20 protein-coding genes are annotated in these 19,664 nt (G+C 67.4%); 3 read left to right on the forward strand and 17 right to left on the reverse strand.

Translation table 11 applies throughout. From position 1 onward, the window contains the following. Positions 1–33 precede the first annotated feature (33 nt). Positions 34–930: a LysR family transcriptional regulator ArgP gene (locus tag CKW06_RS07605; RefSeq protein ID WP_024958231.1), complete on the reverse strand. Its 897-nt coding sequence runs from the start codon at positions 928–930 to the stop codon at positions 34–36. 106 nt (positions 931–1,036) lie between these two features. Between CKW06_RS07605 and CKW06_RS07610 the strand changes: the two genes are divergently transcribed. After that, positions 1,037–1,651 carry a LysE/ArgO family amino acid transporter gene (locus CKW06_RS07610; protein ID WP_024958232.1) on the forward strand — a complete coding sequence of 205 codons (615 nt, stop codon included), beginning with the start codon at positions 1,037–1,039 and terminating at the stop codon, positions 1,649–1,651. Here the strand turns inward: CKW06_RS07610 and map are convergent. From map to CKW06_RS07685, 15 genes are all read right to left on the reverse strand, one after another. Continuing rightward, complete coding sequence (gene map / locus CKW06_RS07615) at positions 1,648–2,430, reverse strand: type I methionyl aminopeptidase (RefSeq protein ID WP_024958233.1); 783 nt, start codon at positions 2,428–2,430, stop codon at positions 1,648–1,650. The two genes, CKW06_RS07610 and map, sit on opposite strands and share 4 nt — an antisense overlap. Before the next feature lie 10 nt (positions 2,431–2,440). Further along, positions 2,441–2,653, reverse strand: a complete 213-nt coding sequence (locus CKW06_RS07620; protein ID WP_005412680.1) for a ParD-like family protein — start codon at positions 2,651–2,653, stop codon at positions 2,441–2,443. A gap of 67 nt (positions 2,654–2,720) precedes the next feature. Beyond that, positions 2,721–3,080, reverse strand: a complete 360-nt coding sequence (locus tag CKW06_RS07625; RefSeq protein ID WP_024958234.1) for a bleomycin resistance protein — start codon at positions 3,078–3,080, stop codon at positions 2,721–2,723. Positions 3,081–3,225: 145 nt separating this feature from the next. Continuing rightward, a complete protein-coding gene (locus CKW06_RS07630; RefSeq protein WP_024958235.1) occupies positions 3,226–4,110 on the reverse strand; it encodes a hypothetical protein in 885 nt (294 codons plus the stop codon). A 2-nt stretch (positions 4,111–4,112) separates the two neighbouring features. Continuing rightward, the gene (locus CKW06_RS07635) at positions 4,113–5,177 is read right to left on the reverse strand and encodes a GNAT family N-acetyltransferase (RefSeq protein ID WP_024958236.1); all 1,065 of its coding nucleotides are present in this window, start codon (positions 5,175–5,177) and stop codon (positions 4,113–4,115) included. Between the two features lie 29 nt (positions 5,178–5,206). Next, the gene (locus CKW06_RS07640; RefSeq protein ID WP_005408663.1) at positions 5,207–6,607 is read right to left on the reverse strand and encodes an aspartate aminotransferase family protein; all 1,401 of its coding nucleotides are present in this window, start codon (positions 6,605–6,607) and stop codon (positions 5,207–5,209) included. A gap of 63 nt (positions 6,608–6,670) precedes the next feature. Then, positions 6,671–7,387 (reverse strand): MtnX-like HAD-IB family phosphatase, encoded by a 717-nt coding sequence (locus tag CKW06_RS07645; protein WP_038645735.1) that lies wholly within the window; start codon positions 7,385–7,387, stop codon positions 6,671–6,673. Positions 7,388–7,561: 174 nt separating this feature from the next. Continuing rightward, a complete protein-coding gene (locus tag CKW06_RS07650) occupies positions 7,562–8,764 on the reverse strand; it encodes a DegT/DnrJ/EryC1/StrS family aminotransferase (protein ID WP_038645737.1) in 1,203 nt (400 codons plus the stop codon). A 10-nt stretch (positions 8,765–8,774) separates the two neighbouring features. Further along, positions 8,775–9,173, reverse strand: a complete 399-nt coding sequence (locus CKW06_RS07655; RefSeq protein WP_005408666.1) for a DMT family transporter — start codon at positions 9,171–9,173, stop codon at positions 8,775–8,777. Beyond that, positions 9,170–9,529 (reverse strand): EamA family transporter, encoded by a 360-nt coding sequence (locus CKW06_RS07660; RefSeq protein WP_038645740.1) that lies wholly within the window; start codon positions 9,527–9,529, stop codon positions 9,170–9,172. Before CKW06_RS07660 ends, CKW06_RS07655 begins: the two co-directional genes overlap by 4 nt. Before the next feature lies 1 nt (position 9,530). Continuing rightward, on the reverse strand, positions 9,531–10,367 hold the full coding sequence (locus CKW06_RS07665) for an alpha/beta hydrolase (protein WP_010483180.1): 837 nt from the start codon (positions 10,365–10,367) through the stop codon (positions 9,531–9,533). Between the two features lie 79 nt (positions 10,368–10,446). After that, entirely contained in the window at positions 10,447–11,826 is a 1,380-nt protein-coding gene (locus CKW06_RS07670; RefSeq protein WP_005412674.1) for a sensor histidine kinase, read from the reverse strand. Continuing rightward, entirely contained in the window at positions 11,823–12,506 is a 684-nt protein-coding gene (locus CKW06_RS07675) for a response regulator (RefSeq protein ID WP_038645743.1), read from the reverse strand. Before CKW06_RS07675 ends, CKW06_RS07670 begins: the two co-directional genes overlap by 4 nt. A gap of 131 nt (positions 12,507–12,637) precedes the next feature. After that, positions 12,638–13,765: a metallophosphoesterase gene (locus tag CKW06_RS07680; protein ID WP_038645746.1), complete on the reverse strand. Its 1,128-nt coding sequence runs from the start codon at positions 13,763–13,765 to the stop codon at positions 12,638–12,640. 73 nt (positions 13,766–13,838) lie between these two features. Beyond that, the gene (locus CKW06_RS07685) at positions 13,839–14,288 is read right to left on the reverse strand and encodes a winged helix-turn-helix transcriptional regulator (protein ID WP_038645749.1); all 450 of its coding nucleotides are present in this window, start codon (positions 14,286–14,288) and stop codon (positions 13,839–13,841) included. Positions 14,289–14,366: 78 nt separating this feature from the next. Between CKW06_RS07685 and CKW06_RS07690 the strand changes: the two genes are divergently transcribed. Further along, positions 14,367–15,584, forward strand: coding sequence for an MFS transporter (locus CKW06_RS07690; RefSeq protein ID WP_038646467.1), 1,218 nt, complete (start codon positions 14,367–14,369; stop codon positions 15,582–15,584). A gap of 95 nt (positions 15,585–15,679) precedes the next feature. Here the strand turns inward: CKW06_RS07690 and CKW06_RS07695 are convergent, their stop codons facing one another. Continuing rightward, complete coding sequence (locus CKW06_RS07695) at positions 15,680–17,095, reverse strand: GGDEF domain-containing protein (protein ID WP_038646471.1); 1,416 nt, start codon at positions 17,093–17,095, stop codon at positions 15,680–15,682. A gap of 286 nt (positions 17,096–17,381) precedes the next feature. On the opposite strand from CKW06_RS07695, the gene CKW06_RS07700 reads away from it, so the two are divergent. Next, positions 17,382–19,631 carry a TonB-dependent siderophore receptor gene (locus CKW06_RS07700; protein WP_038645752.1) on the forward strand — a complete coding sequence of 750 codons (2,250 nt, stop codon included), beginning with the start codon at positions 17,382–17,384 and terminating at the stop codon, positions 19,629–19,631. The last annotated feature ends 33 nt before the right edge of the window (positions 19,632–19,664 follow it).

The raw sequence follows: 19,664 nt of genomic DNA on the forward strand, positions 1-19,664 counted from the left end.
GTGAAGCCCGGGTCTGCGGTCATCGGTCTTTCCTCAACGAAGGGTGCCGCTGGCCGCAGTACGCAGCGCCTGGGTGATGCGCTGCAGCGTGCTTGAGCGCACGGCGGCATGCTGCCAGTACAACGGCACATCGAACCAGCGGCGGGGTTCCAGTACCACCACGCGGCCGGCGCGCACAGCGGGCGCGGCCAGGGTTTCCGGGGCCAGGCCCCAGCCAAGTCCGCACGCGGCGGCTTCGACGAAACCGGTGGAGGAGGGCAGGTAGTGTAGCGGCGGCTGCAGCCGCGCGCGGGTCAGGCGACGCACGAAGCGCCACTGCAGTTCATCTTTGCGGTTGAACACCAGCATCGGCGCGCGTGCCAGCGCCGTGGCGTCCATGCCATCGCTGAAGTACTGGCGGGCGAAGCCGGGCGAAGCAATCGCTTGGTAGCGCATGGCGCCGAGCGGGTGCACGTTGCAGCCCTTCACCGGCTGGCTTTCGGCGGTGACCGCACCCGCCACGCTGCCGTCGCGCAGCAACCGCAGGGTGTGGTCCTGGTCGTCCATGCGCAGGTCGAACAGGTAGCCATGGCGCTGGTGCAGGTCGGCGATGGCCGGCACGAACCACGTATCGAGCGAATCATCATTGACCGCCAGCGGGATCGGGGTGCGCGCAGCGTCGCTGCTGCCACGCTCGGGTAGCAGCTCGGCCAATGCCTCGGCTTCCAGCGCCTGCATCGGTCGCACCCGGCGCAGCAGCGCCTCACCGGCGGCGGTGGGGCGGCACGGCGCCTGGCGCACCACCAGCACCTGCCCGAGCCGGTCTTCCAGAGCCTTGATCCGCTGCGACAGTGCTGATGGACTGATCGACAGGCGGCGTGCCGCAGCCTCGAAGCTGCCTTCCTCCAGCACCGCGGCAAACGCGGCCAGTTGCGGGTGTACCAGGTCCATGCCGGTGCCTCTTCAGTTTTCCTGCGCAGGATAAAGAAAAATCAGTTTGTCTAAACAACGCTGTTGGCCGCACCCTGCGCGTCCCCTCGCTGCCTGGCCTGTCCCGATGTGGATTGCCGCTACCGTCGCCGGCCTCTTCGCGGGCGCCGGCCTGATCATCGCCATCGGCGCACAGAATGCCTTCGTGCTGCGCCAGGGCCTGCAACAACGTCATGTGGGCAGGGTGGTGCTGGCCTGCGCCGGCGCGGATATCGCGTTGATCCTGGCCGGCGTGGGCGGCATGGGCGCGCTGGTGCTGCAGTGGCCGCTGCTGCTGCAGGTGCTGCGCATCGGTGGTGCGGTCTTCCTGCTCTGGTATGGCCTGCAGGCCGGGATGCGTGCGTGGCGCGGTGGCAGCGCACTGGCGGCGGGTGACGTGGACGGTGGCGATCGACGGCAGGTGCTGCTGACCTGTCTGGCCTTCACTCTGCTCAATCCGCACGTTTACCTGGATACGGTGGTGTTGCTGGGCAGCCTGTCCACGCGCTATCCGGGCGATCTGCGCTGGGCCTTCGCCGCGGGTGCCTGCCTCGCCAGCGTGGCCTGGTTCTGCACGCTGGGCTATGGCGCGCGCCTGTTGCAGCCGGTGTTCCGCAGGCCGTCTGCGTGGCGGGTGCTGGATGCCGGCGTGGCGATGTTCATGCTCTGCCTTGCCATGCTGTTGCTGTTGCGCCCGCTCTAGGCGGCATCCACCGCGCACAACGGTGTTTCGCCCGGGCGCAGGGTCAGCACGCGCACGCCGCTGCCGGTGACCGCGACGGTATGCTCGAACTGCGCCGACAGCTTGCCGTCGCGGGTGTAGACCGGCCATTCGTCCGGCTGCTGGCGGATGGCCGGCTTGCCCTGGTTGAGCATCGGCTCGATGGTGAACACCATGCCTTCTTCCAGCACCATGCCGGTGTTGGGATGGCCGTAGTGCAGGATCTGCGGTTCCTCGTGCATCTCCTGGCCGATGCCGTGGCCGCAGTACTCCTTCACCACGCTGTAGCCGTGGCTGCGCGCGTGGCGGGCGATGGCGTGGCCGATGTCACCCAGGCGCGAGCCGGGGCGGACCGCAGCGATGCCTTTCCACATCGCCTGGTAGGCGGTCTGCACCAGCCGGCGCGCGGCGTAGTCGACCTCACCGACCAGGTAGGTGGTGCTGGAGTCGGCGATGTAGCCGTTCTTCTCCAGGGTGATGTCGAGGTTGACGATCTGGCCGTTGCGCAGCACGTCGGTGGTGCTGGGAACGCCGTGGCAGATCACGTTGTCGATCGAGGTATTGAGCACGTAGGGAAAGCCGTACTGGCCCTTGCTGGCCGGCCTCGCCTGCAGTTCATCGACGATCATGCGTTCGACGAAATCGTTGACCTCCATCGTGCTGCGGCCCTGCAGCGGCAGCTGGTCGAGTGCGGCGAACACCTGGGCCAGCAGGCGACCCGATTCGGCCATCAGCACGATCTCGTCGGGGCGCTTGATGATGCCCATCGGCTCAGACCTGGCCCGGGGGCAGCAGCGGCGGCTGCACACCGGCCGCGCGCAGCTCGCTGGCGACGATGTCCTGGAAGCTCAGCGTGGGGTTCAGCTCGCAGAGCATGCCGACCCGGATCCAGAAGTTGGCCTGGGCATTGATCGAGCGGCTGGAGACGGTGCAGGCACGGCGCAGCTGGTCGTGCAGGGTGTCATCGATGTTGACGATGCCCATGGATGGCCTCGAAGTATGAATATACGAATCGTAAATGTTTCGTATATCCATCTCAAGCCAGCGTCATTCAGTCCGTGTGGGTGGCGAAGCGCAGCCGGTTGCCATCCGGGTCGCGCAGCAGCATTTCGCGGCTGCCCCATTCGGTGTCATGCGGGGGCTGCTCGATTGGGACGTTGGCGGCACCGAAGGCGCGGTGCAGGCTGTCGACGTCGTCAACGATGAAGTACACCGCGCCGCCGACCTCGCAGTCGCCGCTGTGTTCGGTAAGGAAGATCGTCTGGCCGTCGCGGGTGAGCTGGGCGAACAGTGGGAAGCCGGGTTCGAAGCGATGTTCCCAGTCGACCACGAAGCCCAGCCCCTGCACGTAGAACGGCAGGGTGGTGTCGGCGTGGCGCATGCGCAGTTGCGGGATGACGGTCTGGGGCATGGCGAGGGCTCCGGGACGGGAGTCCAGTGTAGTGCCGGCCGCTGGCCGGCATTGGTCTGGTAGGTGCCAACCTTGGTTGGCATTGCCGGCCAGCGGCCGGCACTACCGGAGCCACGCCGGCCTGCGGCCGGCATTACCGGCGCGGTCAGCAGGCCGTCGGTACGGCGGCGATTGCCGCCAGCAGTTCGCGGTTCACCTGCTGGTGACGCGCCTGCCAGGCAGGAAGATCTTCGGCGCTGATGTCCGGTTGGCCATCCAGCGACGACAACCAGCGCTTGAAGCGGCTCTGGTAGTTGGCCAGCGACACTTCCCCGGTGATGTCACTGCCGACCAGGCCGCCGGCACGCAGCGCCTCGATCACCACCAGTGCGTCTTCCAGCTGGAATCGGCCCTGGTCCCAGTTGCTGCGCGCGACGTCCTCGGCGAACACGTCCTTGTCGATCGACAGGTAGGCCGGCTGCGGCGACTTGGCCTGTTCGGCAGCGAACGCGGCCACCAGCGCTTCGGGGTGCTCGAAGCGGCGGAACGCGTGGCCCATGCCGAGGCGATGGCCCCAGCTGACATCCACGTCCATGCACCAGTACGTCAAGCGACCGCCCAGCAGCGGGCGCCAGTGGTTCTCCCAGGCATGGCCGAGGCCGATGTCGCTGGAGGTAATGCCGAGCACATGGATGTGCGAGATCTGCGGCAGCTTGCTGGCTGCATTCACCCATGAGCCACAATGCACGCCGAACGGAAAACGCATGTTGTCCGGATGGTTGTCCAGCACTACCAGCTGGAACGGCGCCTGTGTGCGCATGCGGCACAACAGCGGCAGGCTGAGATGATGGAAGTCGCCACTGCCCAGCATCACGGTGCCGAGCTGCGCGGGCAGCGGCGCCAGCACTTCGGCGGCGAAACGGTGCAGGGTGGCATTGCTGCAGGCGAAGCGCAGCGGGTCGTGCCACTGCGGCAAGGCCAGGGTCTGCGCCTGGGGCAGCGGCAGCACGCCACCGTCCAGGTCGAGGATCAACGGAGAACGCAACGGCATGTTCAACCGCCTCCATCAGGTTCGCCCTGCAGGTACGGGGCCAGGCGGCGCAGGGCGGCACGCAGCAGCGGGGAGCGTGCGTGGATCGCGTGCCGGGTGGAGGTGAAGCGGGCGCCCAGTTCGGCCTTGATCCGCGAGTCGGTCCAGCCGGCCACGTAGTGGCTCAGGCCGTGCAGCAGCGCGTACTCGAGGTTGTGCATCCAGCTCACCGCGTACAGGTTGTGCTCGCGTGACTGCGGGTAGGCCAGACCGATGTACTTGTCCACCAGCTTTCCGGCGTGGATGTAGCACAGGTTCCAGCCGATCAGCTGACCTTGGTGGCGGTACAGGAACATTCGTCCCTGGCCCTGGCTGTCGGCCAGCAGGTACTGGAAATAGGTCAGGTCGAGCTGGTCGAAATGCACCGCGCTCTGCGCATACACGCCCAGGTACAGCGCATACAGCTCGGCCTGCAGCCGTGGGTCGGCGAGGGCCGGATCGCCGGTGGCGATGCAGTCGATCTGCAGGTCATCACGCGAACGGAGCTTGCGCCGGATGTTCTTGCGGCGCGAGGGCGACAGGCGGCCGAGGTAGCCATCGAGCGAATCGAAATCGATCGCCACCCAGGCAAGCGGCATGCCTTCCAGTTCAACGAAGCCGCGCGCCAGCAAGGCCTGCAGGAACGCCGCGCTGTGCGCGTTGGCCGCGTCGTCCAGCAGCGGTGAATCGATGGCCAGGTCCTTGACCACCAGCAGCCGGGTATCGCCGATCGCGTGACGCGTCACGTCCTCGGCCAGCGCCTCCGGCGCCACGTGCGCCGGCAGCGGGGTGTACTCGGTGCTGGTGGCACCGACGAAACGGGTCTTCCAGGTGATCCATGGCCGCCACAGGCGCGACAGCGGCAGGCCGAGCAGCTTGCTGCGCAGCGCGTCGTCCATCGTGGTGGTCAGGTCCAGCGGCGCACGGAAGGTCGGCAGGCCACTGGGAAGGCGGCCTGCCTCGAATCCGAGCGGCGGGTGGGCCAGGAAACCCTCCAGCAGCGCGGCCGGTTCCAGCGCGGTGCTGGATGCGCGTGACGTCATCTCCATCGGCACGGGAACCGGCAGCGCATCCAGCCTCAGCCCTTGGCCTTGGTCAGCGCCTGGTCGAGCAGGGTGATCGCCAGGTCGATCTCTTCGTAGCTGATGTCCAGCGACGGCGCGAAGGTGATCACGTTCTTGTACCAGCCACCCACGTCGAGCACGAGGCCCATGCGCTTGCCGTCGTGCAGGAGGTCACCGGCCAGGCCGATGTCGACCATGCGGTCCAGCAGTTCCTTGTTCGGGGTGTAGCCGTCGGCCTGGCAGATTTCGGCGCGCAGGGCCAGGCCCAGGCCGTCGACGTCGCCGATTTCCGGGTGGCGCTTCTGCAGTCCACGCAGGCCGTCGAGGAAGTACGCGCCCTTTTCCGGTACGGTGCGCTCGTAGTCCATTTCCTTGCCCAGCTTCAACACTTCCAGGCCCAGGCGGGTGCCCAGCGGGTTGGAGTTGAAGGTGGAGTGGGTGGAACCCGGCGGGAACACGGTCGGGTTGATCAGCTCTTCGCGTGCCCACAGGCCCGACAGCGGGTTCAGGCCGTTGGTCAGCGCCTTGCCGAACACCAGCACGTCCGGGGTCACGCCGAAATGCTCGATCGACCACAGCTTGCCGGTACGCCAGAAGCCCATCTGGATCTCATCGACCACCATCAGGATGCCGTACTTGTCCAGCACGCGCTTGAGGCCGGTGAAGAAGTTGCGCGGCGGAATGACGTAGCCGCCGGTGCCCTGGATCGGCTCGACGTAGAACGCGGCGTACTCGGCCTGGCCGACCTTGGGGTCCCACACGCCGTTGTACTCGCTTTCGAAAAGGCGCTCGAACTGCCACACGCAGTGGTCGGAATACTCGTCCGGGGTCATGCCCTTCGGGCGACGGAAGGGGTACGGGAACGGGATGAACATCGCGCGCTCGCCGAAGTGGCCGTAGCGGCGGCGGTAGCGGTAGCTGGAGGTGATCGACGAGGCACCCAGGGTGCGGCCGTGGTAGCCGCCTTCGAAGGCGAACATCAGGCTCTTGCCGCCGCGCGCGTTGCGCACGATCTTCAGCGAGTCTTCAATGGCCTGCGCGCCGCCGACATTGAAATGCACGCGACCGTCGAGGCCGAACTTTTCGTGCATGTCCACGGCAATGGTCTTGGCCAGCTGCACGCGGGTCGGATGCAGGTATTGGCTGGCGACCTGCGGCAGGGTGTCGATCTGGTCCTTCAGCGCGTCATTCAGGCGCTTGTTGCTGTAGCCGAAGTTGCAGGCCGAGTACCACATCTGCAGATCGAGGTAGGGCACGCCCGCACCGTCGAACATGTAGCTGCCTTCGCCGCGCTGGAAGATCTTCGGCGGGTCGACGTAGTGGACGGTATCGCCGAAGGAGCTGTAGCGGGCTTCGTCGGCCAGCAGCTGCGCGTCGGAGGCAGCGGCGTCGGCGTTCTTGTCAAAAATGTTCATGCAGTTCGGTTCCGTGAAGGACGTTCGAAAGGGGCGACGGGGGAGCGTGCTTGGAGGGAGTACTCAGGCGGTGGCCAGCAGCGGGGGCAGTGCGGCGGGCTGCGGGCGGGCGTCGATGCGACGTGGCTGCAGCAGGCTGCCATCGAGCAGGCGCGGCAACAGTGCGACTGCATCGTGGAAGGTTTCGATGGCGGCATGCTCGATGCCGGCATTCGTGCAATGGGTAATCAGGCGGCGCTTGGCGAACACGAAGTCGGCGTCTTCGGACACGCAGAAATCCGAGCTGCCGTCACCGATCATCAGCACGCGCGGTGCTTCGTTGGCGCGCGCCTGCGCGGCGCAGGTGCACTTGCAGGTGCCACTGCGGCAGCCTTCGGCCTGGTAGGGCGACTCCAGTTCCCAATGGTCTTCGCACCAGCGCAGGTGGTTGGCCACCACCGGCAGCTGCGACAGGCCGTGGTTGGCCAGGATGCGGTGGATCGCATAGTCCAGGCCGTCACTGACGATGCGCAGCGGCAGGCCCAGCTGTTCGGCACGGCTGACAAAGGCGGCGAAGCCCGGGTCGATCTGTACCTGGTCCAGGTGCGCGTCGAGCGTGGCCGGGTCCAGCTTCAGCAGCCGCACCTGGCCCTGCATGCATTTACGCGAGCCGATCTTTCCCGCTTTCCACTGGTCTTCCAGTTCCTGCCAGCCCGGCTGGCCGTACTTTTCCAGCAGCGAGTCGATGACATCTTCGAGGCTGATGGTGCCGTCGAAGTCACACAGGATGCTCCAGTGCATGGGCAGGTCCGTCGATGAAAGAAACGCCCGGCCCGATGCCGGGGCAGGCTCAATGTAGGCAGGCCGCCTTTCTCGTTCCTTTCCTGTTGAAAGGCTCTTCTGACAGGCTGGGAAAACGTTCAGGAAGGTGCACGGATGAATGCGCGGAGGGCAGGCCACGCGTGCACGTTCGGGTCAGGCGCGGGCCAGGACCTGCAGTATTTCGGCAGTCTCTTCGCGGGTCTCCCAGGCGCTGTTGCCAAGGGTCAGCATGCGTGCGGCGAAGTCGCGTGCATTGGGCATGTCGTCCTGCGGCACGATGCCGCGCAGGTACGCGTAGCCGGGCAGGGCATGGATGAACATGCGGCTGGCGCCGAGACCACGTGGCCACAGGTCCTTCAGTACGGCATCGCGGGCGCGCTGGCTGGGCAGCAGCAGCATCAGCAGTGGCCAGGTGCCACCGCTACCGGCGAGGCCGTCGACCACTTCTACGGCTGGCAGCTGTGCCAGCTGCACGCGCAGCTGCAACGCACGCAGGCGACCGGCCTGCAGGAACGCCGGCAAGCGCCGCGCGGCATGCGCGCCGATGTTCTGCCGCCAGTGGCTGACCCGGTGCTGCGGTATATCAAGCGGGAAAATGTCACCGACCGCTTCTTCCAGATCGTCGCGTTGAAGCGCACTGCGCAATGGATTGCCATACACCAGCGACAGCAGCGAAGGGCGATAGCAGGCAGCAAGGCCGATCAACTGCACGCTGCGCAGCAGCTCCCAGTGCAGGCTGGAGCGAACGTGCTGGACGGCATGTTCGGCCAGCCCAGCACGCAGTTCGTCGTCACGGCTGACCAGCAGGCCGCCTTCATGCAGGCTCAGGCCCTTGCCGGCAGCCAGGCTGAAGAATCCGATATCGCCACGCAGGCCGACACTGCTGTTGCCGACCCGTGCGCCGAGTGCCTGTGCGGCGTCCTCGATCACCCAGGCGCCGGCGTTGCGGGCGACTTCGCAGGCCAGTTCGACATCGGCGATGCGCCCGCCCAGGTGGGTCGGCAGGATCGCCAGCGTGCGCGCATCGGCCAGACGCCTGAGCTGGCCGGGATCAAAGTCGAAGTGGCCACGACGGGTATCGCAGAGTTGCACGCGCAGGCCCAGGCTGTGCACCGCGATCGGCACCAGCGGGCAGGTATAGGCCGGCATGATCACGGTGTCGCGCCTTGGCGCGCGCTTGCGCAGCGTACGCAGCGCGATCAGCAGTGCATGCGTGCCGGAACAGGTCAGCTGCAGTGGCGGTGTGCCGAGCTGGCTGGCCAGGACTTCGCGCAGGTCGCCACCTCCGGGCAGGAAATCGCTGGCCTGAATCGGCAGGCCAGCGGTAGGTGGCAGTTCGCGCGCGAACAGGCTCATCGCAGCCCGCTCACGACGCGCTTTCGGCGGGACTGTGCGGGTCGTCCGCTTCAGCGCGGCCGAGGCAGACGATGCCGGCCACGATCAGTACCGCACCGAGCAGATGGTGCAGGGTCAGTGGCTCGTTCAACAGCCACGCCGACAGCAGCAGCACGCTGATCACTTCCAGGTGTGATGCGGCAAACGCGGGGCCGATCGGCGCATGGCGCAGCAGGCTCATCCAGGTGAAGAACGCACCCACGTAGCCGAGGATGGCGCCGTACACCCACGGCTGCGACAGCACGCGCAGCAGCCAGGCGGTGTTGGCCTCGACCGGCAGCGCGGCGTCACCGGCGTACTTGAAGCACAGCTGGGCCAGCGTGTCGAAGGCCATCAGCAGCGGGAAACCGATCACATACAGGCGCCTCATGAGCCGGCCCCCACCATCGCCACGCCTGCGGTGACCAGCAGCATGCCAGTCACCCGCAGCGGCGTGAGCTTCTCGCGGAACAGGAAACGACCGGCGATCATCAACGCAACGATGTTGATCGAGCCCAGCAGCACGCCCTTGGACAGCGGCACCAGCGACAGGAACGCAATCCAGGCCACGAACTCGAGCACGTAGCAGGCGATGCCGATCCACAGCCAAGGGCGGCTGAGCATGTGTTTCCAGCGTTGCAGTCCTTCGCCTTCCTGCGGATCGCTGGCGGCGGCCTTGAAGGCGAGCTGGCCACCGGTATCGAGTACCACATTGGCCAGCCACAGCAGGGTGGCGAGTGCCCCCATCTCAGGCCACCGCCTTGAGCACGCCCGTGCGTTCACCGATCTCGGTGAAAAAGCGCGCGCTGCGACGGATCACATCGCGGCGTTCGCGATCGATGGTGATCATGTGGTAGCTGTCTTCCAGCACCACCAGTTCCTTCGGGCCGCTGACCCGCGACATCACCAGCTCAGCGTTGCCCATGCTGGCCACATCGTCTTCGCGGGCGTGCATCACCAGGCACGGTGCGGTGACCTGGTGCAGGTGGCGGCGGGTCCAGTTGCTCAGCGCACGCATCTCGGCCAGCGCATGCCAGGGATTGCCCGGCAGGCCGGCGGCGGCGCTGTCGCCGGACAGCATGGCGGCGCTGACCTGCGCGCGCAGGCGCTCGTCGCGCAGGCCGTACGGCGGTTCTTCCATGAACATGCGGTCGCGGCCGATGTTGAAGCGCTTGAACCACGGCAGCAGGAACGAGAAGCGGGCCACGGCGGGGATGTTCCAGCCGTCATAGCGGAAAGTGGCGCCGTATACGCCGACCCCGGACACCCACTCGGGGCGACGTGCAGCAAGCGCCAGTGACAGCACCGCGCCCATCGACAGGCCACCGACGAACAGCTGGTCAACCTTGCCGCGCAGGGTTGCCGCGGCATCTTCCACGCCCTGGTACCACTGTTCCCAGGTGGTCGCCAGCAGGTCATCCACGCTGCCGCAATGGCCGGGCAGCTGCACGCCGTGCACGGTGAAACCGGCGTTGTTCAGCCCTTTGCCCAGCATGCGCATTTCCGCCGGAGTGCCGGTCAGTCCATGGACCAGCAGCACGCCCTGTGGGCCACCGGGGAGGAAGAAGTCGTGCGATTCGGTCACCTGGCGGCTCCGGGACGGCAGTGGGGATGGCAGGATCGCAAGCGCGATTTTCGCCAGCCTTTCAGCGCCCCGGGCCGGGTCAGGGCGCCTTCAGCAGCGGCAGCGTGATGGCGACCTTCAGTCCGCCACCGGGGCGGTTCAGGAAGCTCAGGCGGCCGCCGAAGTGCTCCACCGCCTCGTGCGCGATGGCCAGGCCGAGGCCGGTGCCGCTGGCAGCGGTGCCCGGCGCCCGGAAGAAGCGCTCGCCCAGCCGTGGCATCACGTCGTCGGGCACGCCAGGGCCGTTGTCTTCCACATACAGTTCGACATCATTGTCGTCCAACGCGTGCACGCCTACCGTGACGGTTGCATTGCGGCCGGCATAACGCAGGGCATTGTCGATCAGGTTGTCCAGCGCCTCCTGCAGCATGGCGCCGTTGCCGAGTACACGCAGCGGATGGGGGCTGCCGCGGTAGCCCAGATCGATGCCATCGCGGATCGCCTCCGGTACGCGCATGCCGACCCACTGCGGCACCAGCTCGCACAGATCCAGTGCCTCCACGGTATCGGGCACGGTCTGCGCCCGGCTCAGCGCCAGCAGCTGGGTGCTGACCCGGGCCGTGCGCTGGTTGAGCCGGCGGATGTGCTGCAGCGCCTCGCGCACCGTATCGGGGTCACCGTGTGCCAGCGCCTGGTCCACGTGCAGGGCCATGCCGGCCAGCGGCGAACGCAGCTGGTGCGCGGCATCGGCGATGAAGCGGTTCTGCAACGTGATCATTTCCGCCTGGCGGGCAAACAGATCGTCGATGGTGCTGATCAGTGGCTGGATCTCCTCCGGTACATCGGCATCGGAGATCGGTGCCAGCTCGCCGCGGCGCTGCGCCAGGCGGGTCCTCAGCGGGGTCAGGATGCGCAGGCCGTAGGTCACGCCGAACCAGACCAGCGCGGCAGTGCCCAGCGCCAGCATGGTCATCAGCGGGATGATGATCATCAGGATCTCGCGCGCACGCTGTCGGCGGTCGGCCATGCTCTCGGCCACGGTCACCGCCAGCTGGTCCTGTGGATCGTTCATCGCCTGCGTGCAGACGGTGGCCATGCGCACCTGCTGGCCATTGAGGTTGCCGTCGTACAGCGCCGGATGCACGCCGGTGCAGTCCTGTGAAGGGGCGTACGGGCTGAAGTCTGCATTGCCGCTGAGGGTACCCATGCGGCTGCTGTCGACGTTGAAGTAGCGATGGCCGTCGGGGTCGTACTCGATCAGGAAGCGTGCCTGCGGAGACAGGTCGCTGGTCACCGGCATGGTGCTCAGCATCTGCGCGAACGAATGCGTGTCGTCGATCAGGTTGCGGTCGTGGATGCGGTTGGAATAGTCCAGCGCAACGTAATAGGCCAGGATCGTGTTGAAGGTGAGCAGGCCCAGCATCGGCAGCGCCAGAAAGGCGAGCAGGCGCCGACGCAGGCTGGGTGGTCCACTGATCACGAGGCGCTTTCGTCCTGCGCGTCTTCCAGCATGTAGCCCAGCCCGCGCACGGTGCGGATGCCCATGCCGCCGGGTTGCAGCTTGCGGCGCAGGCGGTGCAGGGCGATGTCCAGGCCGTTGTCGGTGAGATCCTGGCCCCAGTCGCACAGCGCTTCCACCAGTTGCGCGCGCGACACGATGCGCTCGGCGCGAACCGCCAGCGCCGACAGCAGGCCGAATTCGCGTGCGGTCAGTTCCAGAGACTGGTCGTCGATCCACACCCGATGCCCGGCCAGGTCGATGCGAAGGCGGCCGATGCGCAGGTCCGGGTTGCCATTGCTGGTGACCCGGCGCAGCTGGGCGCGCACGCGCGCTTCGAACTCGTCCAGCGCGAACGGCTTGACCAGGTAGTCATCGGCACCCAGGTCGAGCACACGCACGCGCTCGGCCAGGCCGTCACGGGCGGTCACCACCAGCACTGCGAGGCCATCACCGCGCTGGCGCAGGCGCTGCAGCACGTCGCGGCCATCCAGCTGCGGCAGCCCCAGGTCCAGTACCAGCAGCGCGTACTGCGTCGAGCCCAGTGCAGCATCGGCGTGCGCACCGTTGTCGACGTGGTCGACCACGTGCCCCTGCCGGCGCAGCGAGGCGCACAGGCCGGAGGCGATATCCGGGTCGTCTTCAGCAATCAGAACGCGCATGCGCGGGGCTCCTGTAACGGTCAGGCCCACCGGATGGACGGGGTGGGCCTCTCGGCTGCCGAGGGTAGCCGCAAACCGGCTGCAGGTGGAGCGCGCCGGCACCTCCCGGCACCGTCGCGCTGTCTCTCCATTCAGTCCTGCAGGCCCGGCTCACCGAGCGCCAGCGGCACCCGCGAACCATCCAGCAGGCCACGGCTGAGCTTGCCACCCTCGATGAACAGCAGTTCGCCGTTCTCGCCGTTCTTGATGCTGCTGTCGATGGCGATCACGCGGTCGCCGTGGAAGCTGCTGACGTGCGGCATCGAGGTATGGCCAACCACGATGCGCTTGAGCTGCAGGCGGTCGAGCACAGCCTGCACACCCGCGGTGTCGAGGCGGCCATCGAAATAGCCGCGGTACCAGATCGGGCTGGTCTTGCCGTCATACAGCGGTGCGGTGGCCGGGTCGGCCTTCACTTCGGCCTTGGGCAGGCCCAGCGAGGCCTGATAGGCCGCGTTGGTGCGTGCCGGGTCCAGCGCCAGCTGCACCGCCTCGGGCGAAATGCCGCCGTGCAGGAACAGGGTGTCGCCGATCTTCAGCAGCACCGGGCGGGTGCGCAGCCACTGCCCGATCACCGAATCGGCACCGTACAGCTGCGGGTAGCTGCGGCCGAGCAGCTGGGCGCTGCGCAGGTACTTCGGGTTGACGTAGCGCAGGTCGTCGTACAGCACCATGGTCTCGTGGTTGCCGAGCACGAAGTGCACTGCGCCACCGGCGGCGGCCGCCTGCTGCTGCAGGCCATACAGCAGCCAGAACGCTTCGGTCACCTGCGGGCCGCGGTCGAACACATCGCCGGCGATGACCAGGGTGTCCTTGCCCAGCGCCCAGCGGTCCTGTGCGTCGATGACCTGGTGGGCGCGCAGCAGGCGCACCAGCAGCCCGTACTGGCCATGGATGTCGGACAGCGCGACGATGCGCGGCACGGCCGGCAGCACGGAAACCGAAGGCGCGTTCGGGGCAGCCACATGCATGCTGTGTTCGTAGCCGCAACGCGGGGCGATGTCGGTGCCTGCGGCCTGCGTGGCAAGCGTGTGCGACTCGACCTTGTTGTCGCAGATCCATTTGGCCTGCAGCTGGTTGCCCTGGCGGAACACATAGGGGCCATCGGCCTGCACGTGGTCGGCGGGCGCGGCAACCTCGCGGGCCTGCGTGGTTGCTGTGGCGCAGGCCAGCAACGGCAACAGCAGGGCGGTCAGCAGGGAGGGGCGATAGCGCGACATCGGGGGCATCCGGCGGCGGAAAGACCCGATGCTAACCGGCGAGGGCGTTCGTCGGTGTGCGCGAATGGGCGGATCAGGTGTCGCGCTCGTCGTCCCTGAGCTTGCGCACGCGGGTGGCGGTGGGCTGAAGCGGCTGGCTGTCGCGCCCGCGCGGCTGCATGTAGGGCAGCGGCCGCCGCGTCGCCAGTTCGATCAGCTGTGAATGGGCTTCACCTGCACCGAAGCGATGGCGCTCTCCCCACTGGCGAAGTGCGACCAGCAGCGGGAACAGTTCCAGGCCTGCGGCGGTGAGCACGTACTCCTGGTAGGCCGATCCATCGGAGGCCGGCTGCAGCTGCAGGATGCCGGCCTCGACCAGCCGGCGCAGGCGGTCGCTGAGGATGTTGCGCGCCGCGCCGAGGCTGCGCTGGAAATCACCGAAGCGGGTGATGCCGTCGAAGGCGTCGCGGATCACCAGCAATGCCCAGCGGTCACCGAGCAGGTCGGCACTGCGGGCTACAGGGCAGGGGCTGTCGGCGTGCATGCTGGGTATCTCCGAATGTGGTTGCAGTTTAAAACCAATGGCGATAGCCTGCATCTGGTTTCAAATTGCAACCATATGATGAGTGCCATATCGCTTCCCCGCCCGCTGCTGGTCCTGCTTGCGGCTGCCGCCGGCGCCAGCGTCGCCAACGTCTACTACGCGCAGCCGCTGCTGGATCAGCTTGCACGCGCCTTTGCGATGGACCGGGCCGTGGCCGGCGCAGTGCTGGCTGCCACCCAGGCCGGCAGCGTGCTGGCGTTGCTTGGCCTGCTGCCGCTGGCGGACCGCGGCGACCGGCGACGCCTGCTGCGGCTGCAGTTGATCGCGCTGGTGCTGGCCCTGTTGTGGCTGGCGGCGTCACGCACGGCGAGCTGGCTGTTGTCGGGCATGCTGCTGGCAGGCCTGTTGGGCACCGCGCTGACCCAGGGCCTGATTGCCTATACCGCCATGCTGGCACCGCCCGAGCAGCGCGGTCGCGTGGTCGGTGTGGTGCAGGGCGGCGTGTTCATCGGCCTGCTGCTGGCGCGCGTGGTGTCCGGTACGGTGGCGGCGGCCTTTGGCTGGCAGAGGGTCTACCTGCTGTCAGCGGTGGTGATGGCAGCGTTGGCTGCGCTGCTGTGGCGGCGCCTGCCCGCAGTACCGGTGCCGTCGGTCCCTCCACGCTGGCGCGAGCTGCTGGGCTCGATGCAGGGCATGCTGCGCCGCGATCGAACGCTGCGCGAGCGCGGGCCGCTGGCATTGCTGCTGTTTGCCGGCCTCAATGTGTTCTGGGCGGCGGCACCCTTGCCGCTGTCGGCACCGCCGCTGCACTGGTCAACCGCAGCCATCGGCGCGCTCGGCCTGGCCGGCGTGGTCGGTGCGCTGATGGCGGCGCGGGTCGGACACTGGATGGACCGTGGTTTCGCGCATCGGGTCAGCCTCGGCGCGCTGTTGTTGCTGCTGGTCGCGTGGTGGCCGCTGCTGGGCCTGCCGCAGTCGCTGTCCTTGCTGCTGCTGGGTGTGGTCGTGCTCGACCTGGGCGGCCAGGCACTACATGTCTCGAACCAGGCATTGTTGCTGCGTGCACCGGCAGAACAGCATGGGCGCCTGGTGGCGTTGTACATGCTGTTCTATGCGCTGGGCAGTGGTGCAGGCGCGGCGGCGGGGCCTTGGATGCAGGTGCGGCATGGCTGGCCTGCCGTGTGCCTGCTGGGGGCAGGCATCGCGTTGCTGGCGCTGCTGTGGTGGGCAGCGTGGCGGGTGGGTGCGGTGAAAGCAGCGGCTGGGCGGCGTATCGATCGAGCCGGCTGTCGGTAGAGTCGACTGTCAGTCGACCGCTCTTCGCCCCGCGTGCGAAAAATCCCGCGCTGCGCGCGATAGTCGACCAGCGGTCGACTCTACCTGTCCTGCCGTCATCGCTGCAGCGCACGCCGCCCGGGGGCTTCCTGCAATGCCTCGCTGGCCACCACCACGCGGTTGCGGCCGCTGCGCTTGGCCTCGTACATCGCGGCGTCGGCACGTGCCATCAGCCGCTCGTAATCCGGATGACCATCGTGACCGGCCACGCCGATGCTGGCGGTCAGTTCCAGCACCTGGCCATTGGCCAGCGCTACCGGCGACTGTGCGATCTGCCGGCGCAGGCTCTCGGCGATCACGGTCGCCTGTGATTCGCTGGCCGCCACCAGCACCACCACGAATTCTTCGCCGCCATAGCGGAACAGGTAGTCGCTGCCACGCGTGAGCTGGCCGAGCAGGCCGGCCACATGCTGCAACGCGCGGTCGCCGGCATCGTGGCCGTGGCCGTCGTTGATTGCCTTGAAGTGATCCAGGTCGAGCAGCAGCAGCGAGAACGGTGTGCGGTTGCGCGTGGCCAGCTCGATTTCCCGGCGCAGCACGGTGGGCAGGAAGCGACGGTTGAGCAGGTTGGTCAGCGCGTCGCTGCCGGCATCCAGTTCGCCGATGCGCTCGAACAGCAGTGTCATCAGGGTGCGGATGGCGGCCAGGTCCTCGCGGATGGCCGGCAGTACCGCCAGTCGCTGCGCCGGTGCATCGCCGCTGGCGCGCTGCAGGTGGCCGTCAATACGGGCCATCAACTGGCCCACCTGCTGCGTTTCGCTGCTTTCGCCGAAGCTGGGGATGCCCTTATGGGTGAACCACAGGCCGAACTCCGAGGTGGCCAGGCTGGCGTTGTCGCTGGCCTGCACGTGGCCGGCGAGTGCGTAGAGCAGGGCGTTCTCCCAGTCCAGCAGCAGTGCGCGCTGGCGCTCGCGTTCGGTACCGACGTTCTGTACCAGCGAGAACAGCCGGTAGGCGGCGTCGGCACGGGTGGAGCGATCGCGCGCATGGGTGTAGGCCAGGGTCATGCCTTCCATGGCGATGTCCATGATCGCGCTGAGGCAGTCGATGGCGGCGAACGCGGTCGCGCTGTCGGGCGCGTCGTCGCGCAGGCGCACGAACAGCTCGTGCTTGAGCACGCGCGCACCGCGGGTGACCAGGTCGACCGGGATGCCGACCCGTGCGTGTACGTCGCCGATCACCCGCTGCGAGGCGACGGTGGTGGCGATGCCGGAGGCGTCGGTGGTCAGCAGTTGCACCAGCCAGCGCTGCATGGCCGGCTGCAGGCGCTGCTTGACCTGGTCGTGGGACAGGAAGCGGCGTGCACGCCCGTCCTGCAGCAGCACTTCGTAAAAGCGCTGGGCCAGCGCGGGTGGGGCATCGGTGGCAGCGGCCTTGAGCAGCGCGGTGGCGGCAGGGCCGGCCTGGAGCAGGCAGTGCTGCCAGGCCTCGGCCAGCGGCTGGCTGGCATCGTCCAATTGGGGTGGTTCCACGTCGATCTCTGACTGCGTACGGCAAACCACGGGTATCGGCCGCGGCGGCATACGGTTGATGGCGGGTTAGCCGGCCAGTTTACGCGCGGTGCAGGATTGCACGGTGCGCAAACCACAGCGGCGCCGCTGCGGCAATGAGTGAACGCATTTGAGAATCAATCGCATTAATGGGAGAATGCGCGCACGGAACGGGCTGCAGGTGCCTGCAGGACTGCTCCGCCTCCCCCTCGTCGTTGCCTCAAGCCCTTTGCCAGAGGCCCCGTAGCCCTGCCAGAAGGTCCTGATCATGTCTCCTGCCGTTGTCCTTTCGCCGCGCCCGCTGGCGCTTGCCGTTGCCGTCCTGCTGGCGGGCAGCGCCCTGACCGCCCAGGCCGAAACCGACGCCACCGATATCGACACGGTGCACGTCACCGCCTCGCAGATCGCGCGCCAGGCACTGGGTACCTCGACCATCACCGCCGAGGACATCGCCCGGCGCCCGCCGGCCAACGACATCGCCGAGCTGCTGCGGACCATGCCGGGCGTGAACCTGACCGGCAACAGTGCCTCGGGCCAGTACGGCAACAACCGCCAGATCGACCTGCGTGGCATGGGCCCGGAAAACACCCTGATCCTGGTCGATGGCAAGCGCATCGGCGCACGCGATGCCGTGCGCATGGGGCGCAGTGGTGAGCGCAATACCCGCGGTGACACCAACTGGGTGCCGGCGGAAATGATCGAGCGCATCGAAGTGCTGCGCGGCCCGGCGGCGGCACGCTACGGCTCGGGTGCGTCTGGCGGCGTGGTCAACATCATCACCAAGCGCCCGACCGGCGACCTGACCGGTGCGGTCGACCTGTATGGCCTGGTGCCCGAGCACAGCGCCGAAGGCGGCAGCGAGCGCGTCGGCCTGCAGTTGAGCGGGCCGATGACCGACACCCTGTCGTTCCGCCTGTACGGCAATCTCAACAAGACCGACGCGGACTCGCTGGAGCTCAACCGCCAGTACGCTACCAACCCCAACGCGGTGCCGCCGGCCGGCCGCGAGGGCGTCAAGAACCGCGACATCAACGCGCTGCTGCGCTGGGACGTGACTGCCAACCAGGTGGTGGAGTTCGAAGCCGGCACCAGCCGCCAGGGCAACATCTACGCTGGCGACCGCGCGGTCAGCACCACCGGTACATCGACCGGCGTTGACCTGGCGGCACTGGCCGAGGGCGAAGCGGAGACCAACCGCATGTACCGCAACACCGGCGCGATCACCCATCGTGGCCGCTGGGGCGATGTGACCTCGCGGGTGACGGCCGCGGTGGAGGCGGTCAACAACTCGCGCATCAACGAAGGCCTGGCCGGTGGCCCGGAGGGCAGCTTCAACGGCACCGACTGGTCGACCTCGCGCCTGCGCAACTACCAGCTGGATGGCGAAGTGAGTTTCCCGACCACGCTGGGCGGCGCCGAGAACATCTGGACGCTTGGCTTTGAATACCTGGACAGCCGCCTGACCGACCCGTACTCGATGAGCCAGTCCAGCAGCAGCGGCGGCGGCATCCCGGGGCTGTCGGCCGATCGTGCGCGGGGCAAGGCCGATGCGCAGACCACCGCCGTGTTCGTCGAAGACAACATCTACCTGGGTGAGCGCTGGATCGTTACCCCGGGCCTGCGCTTCGACCACCACAGCCAGTTCGGCAACAACACCAGCCCCAGCCTCAACGCGCAGTTCCGCATCAACGGCGACTGGGTGGTGAAGGGCGGCATCGCCCGGGCGTTCAAGGCGCCGAACCTGTACCAGTCGAATCCGGACTATCTGTATTACACCCGTGGCAATGGCTGCCCGAATGCACTGCCGAGCCTGGGCGCCGGCTGCTACATGCGCGGCAATGCGGACCTGAAGGCGGAAACCAGCCTGAACAAGGAACTCGGCATCGAGTGGGCACCGCAGAGTGGCTGGCAGGCATCGTTGACGTACTTCCATAACGACTACAAGGACAAGATCCAGGCCGGCTACACCCAGATCGGCCTGACTGCCGACACCAGGGGCCGCATCTTCCGCTGGGAGAACGCGCCGAAGGCGATCGTGCAGGGGCTGGAAGGCAACCTGGTGATCCCGCTGCTGGGCGAGCAGGGCAACCGCCTGAAGTGGAGCAACAACTTCACCTACATGGTGGAGAACGAGAACAAGCGCACCGGCCAGCCGCTGTCGGTGATTCCGAAGTACACCGTCAACACGATGCTGGACTGGCAGGCCACCGACAAGCTGTCGCTGCTGCTGACCGGCACGTTCTACGGCAAGCAGAAGCCGGCCACTACCAACATCAACAATGATCCGCGCTGCACCGGCACCTGCGACCCATCGATCGCACTGCAGGATCGCGGTGCGTACAACATCTGGGGCGTGAGCGCGCGCTACAGGGTGACCGAGACGGTCAGCTTCGGCTTCGGCGTGAACAACCTGGCCGACAAGCGCCTGTTCCGCGAGGCCAACAGCAGCGATGCCGGCGCGGCGACCTACAACGAGCCGGGCCGCGCGTACTGGGCCAGCCTGCGCTTCGGGTTCTGACCCGATGAGGCCTGCGCCGGGGCGTTCCCCGGC

Origin of the sequence: Stenotrophomonas maltophilia (assembly GCF_900186865.1) — a bacterium.
GTDB lineage: Bacteria > Pseudomonadota > Gammaproteobacteria > Xanthomonadales > Xanthomonadaceae > Stenotrophomonas > Stenotrophomonas maltophilia.

What these genes read in the sequence shown, in the direction of transcription:
- CKW06_RS07680 (WP_038645746.1), bottom strand. Translation starts at nt 13,765, where the DNA reads ATGTCGCGCTATCGCCCCTCCCTGCTGACCGCCCTGCTGTTGCCGTTG.
- CKW06_RS07650 (WP_038645737.1), bottom strand. Translation starts at nt 8,764, where the DNA reads ATGAGCCTGTTCGCGCGCGAACTGCCACCTACCGCTGGCCTGCCGATT.
- CKW06_RS07645 (WP_038645735.1), bottom strand. Translation starts at nt 7,387, where the DNA reads ATGCACTGGAGCATCCTGTGTGACTTCGACGGCACCATCAGCCTCGAA.
- CKW06_RS07675 (WP_038645743.1), bottom strand. Translation starts at nt 12,506, where the DNA reads ATGCGCGTTCTGATTGCTGAAGACGACCCGGATATCGCCTCCGGCCTG.
- CKW06_RS07685 (WP_038645749.1), bottom strand. Translation starts at nt 14,288, where the DNA reads ATGCACGCCGACAGCCCCTGCCCTGTAGCCCGCAGTGCCGACCTGCTC.
- CKW06_RS07690 (WP_038646467.1), top strand. Translation starts at nt 14,367, where the DNA reads ATGAGTGCCATATCGCTTCCCCGCCCGCTGCTGGTCCTGCTTGCGGCT.
- CKW06_RS07655 (WP_005408666.1), bottom strand. Translation starts at nt 9,173, where the DNA reads ATGAGGCGCCTGTATGTGATCGGTTTCCCGCTGCTGATGGCCTTCGAC.
- CKW06_RS07605 (WP_024958231.1), bottom strand. Translation starts at nt 930, where the DNA reads ATGGACCTGGTACACCCGCAACTGGCCGCGTTTGCCGCGGTGCTGGAG.
- CKW06_RS07625 (WP_024958234.1), bottom strand. Translation starts at nt 3,080, where the DNA reads ATGCCCCAGACCGTCATCCCGCAACTGCGCATGCGCCACGCCGACACC.
- CKW06_RS07635 (WP_024958236.1), bottom strand. Translation starts at nt 5,177, where the DNA reads ATGGAGATGACGTCACGCGCATCCAGCACCGCGCTGGAACCGGCCGCG.
- CKW06_RS07640 (WP_005408663.1), bottom strand. Translation starts at nt 6,607, where the DNA reads ATGAACATTTTTGACAAGAACGCCGACGCCGCTGCCTCCGACGCGCAG.
- CKW06_RS07610 (WP_024958232.1), top strand. Translation starts at nt 1,037, where the DNA reads ATGTGGATTGCCGCTACCGTCGCCGGCCTCTTCGCGGGCGCCGGCCTG.
- CKW06_RS07630 (WP_024958235.1), bottom strand. Translation starts at nt 4,110, where the DNA reads ATGCCGTTGCGTTCTCCGTTGATCCTCGACCTGGACGGTGGCGTGCTG.
- CKW06_RS07700 (WP_038645752.1), top strand. Translation starts at nt 17,382, where the DNA reads ATGTCTCCTGCCGTTGTCCTTTCGCCGCGCCCGCTGGCGCTTGCCGTT.
- CKW06_RS07660 (WP_038645740.1), bottom strand. Translation starts at nt 9,529, where the DNA reads ATGGGGGCACTCGCCACCCTGCTGTGGCTGGCCAATGTGGTACTCGAT.
- CKW06_RS07620 (WP_005412680.1), bottom strand. Translation starts at nt 2,653, where the DNA reads ATGGGCATCGTCAACATCGATGACACCCTGCACGACCAGCTGCGCCGT.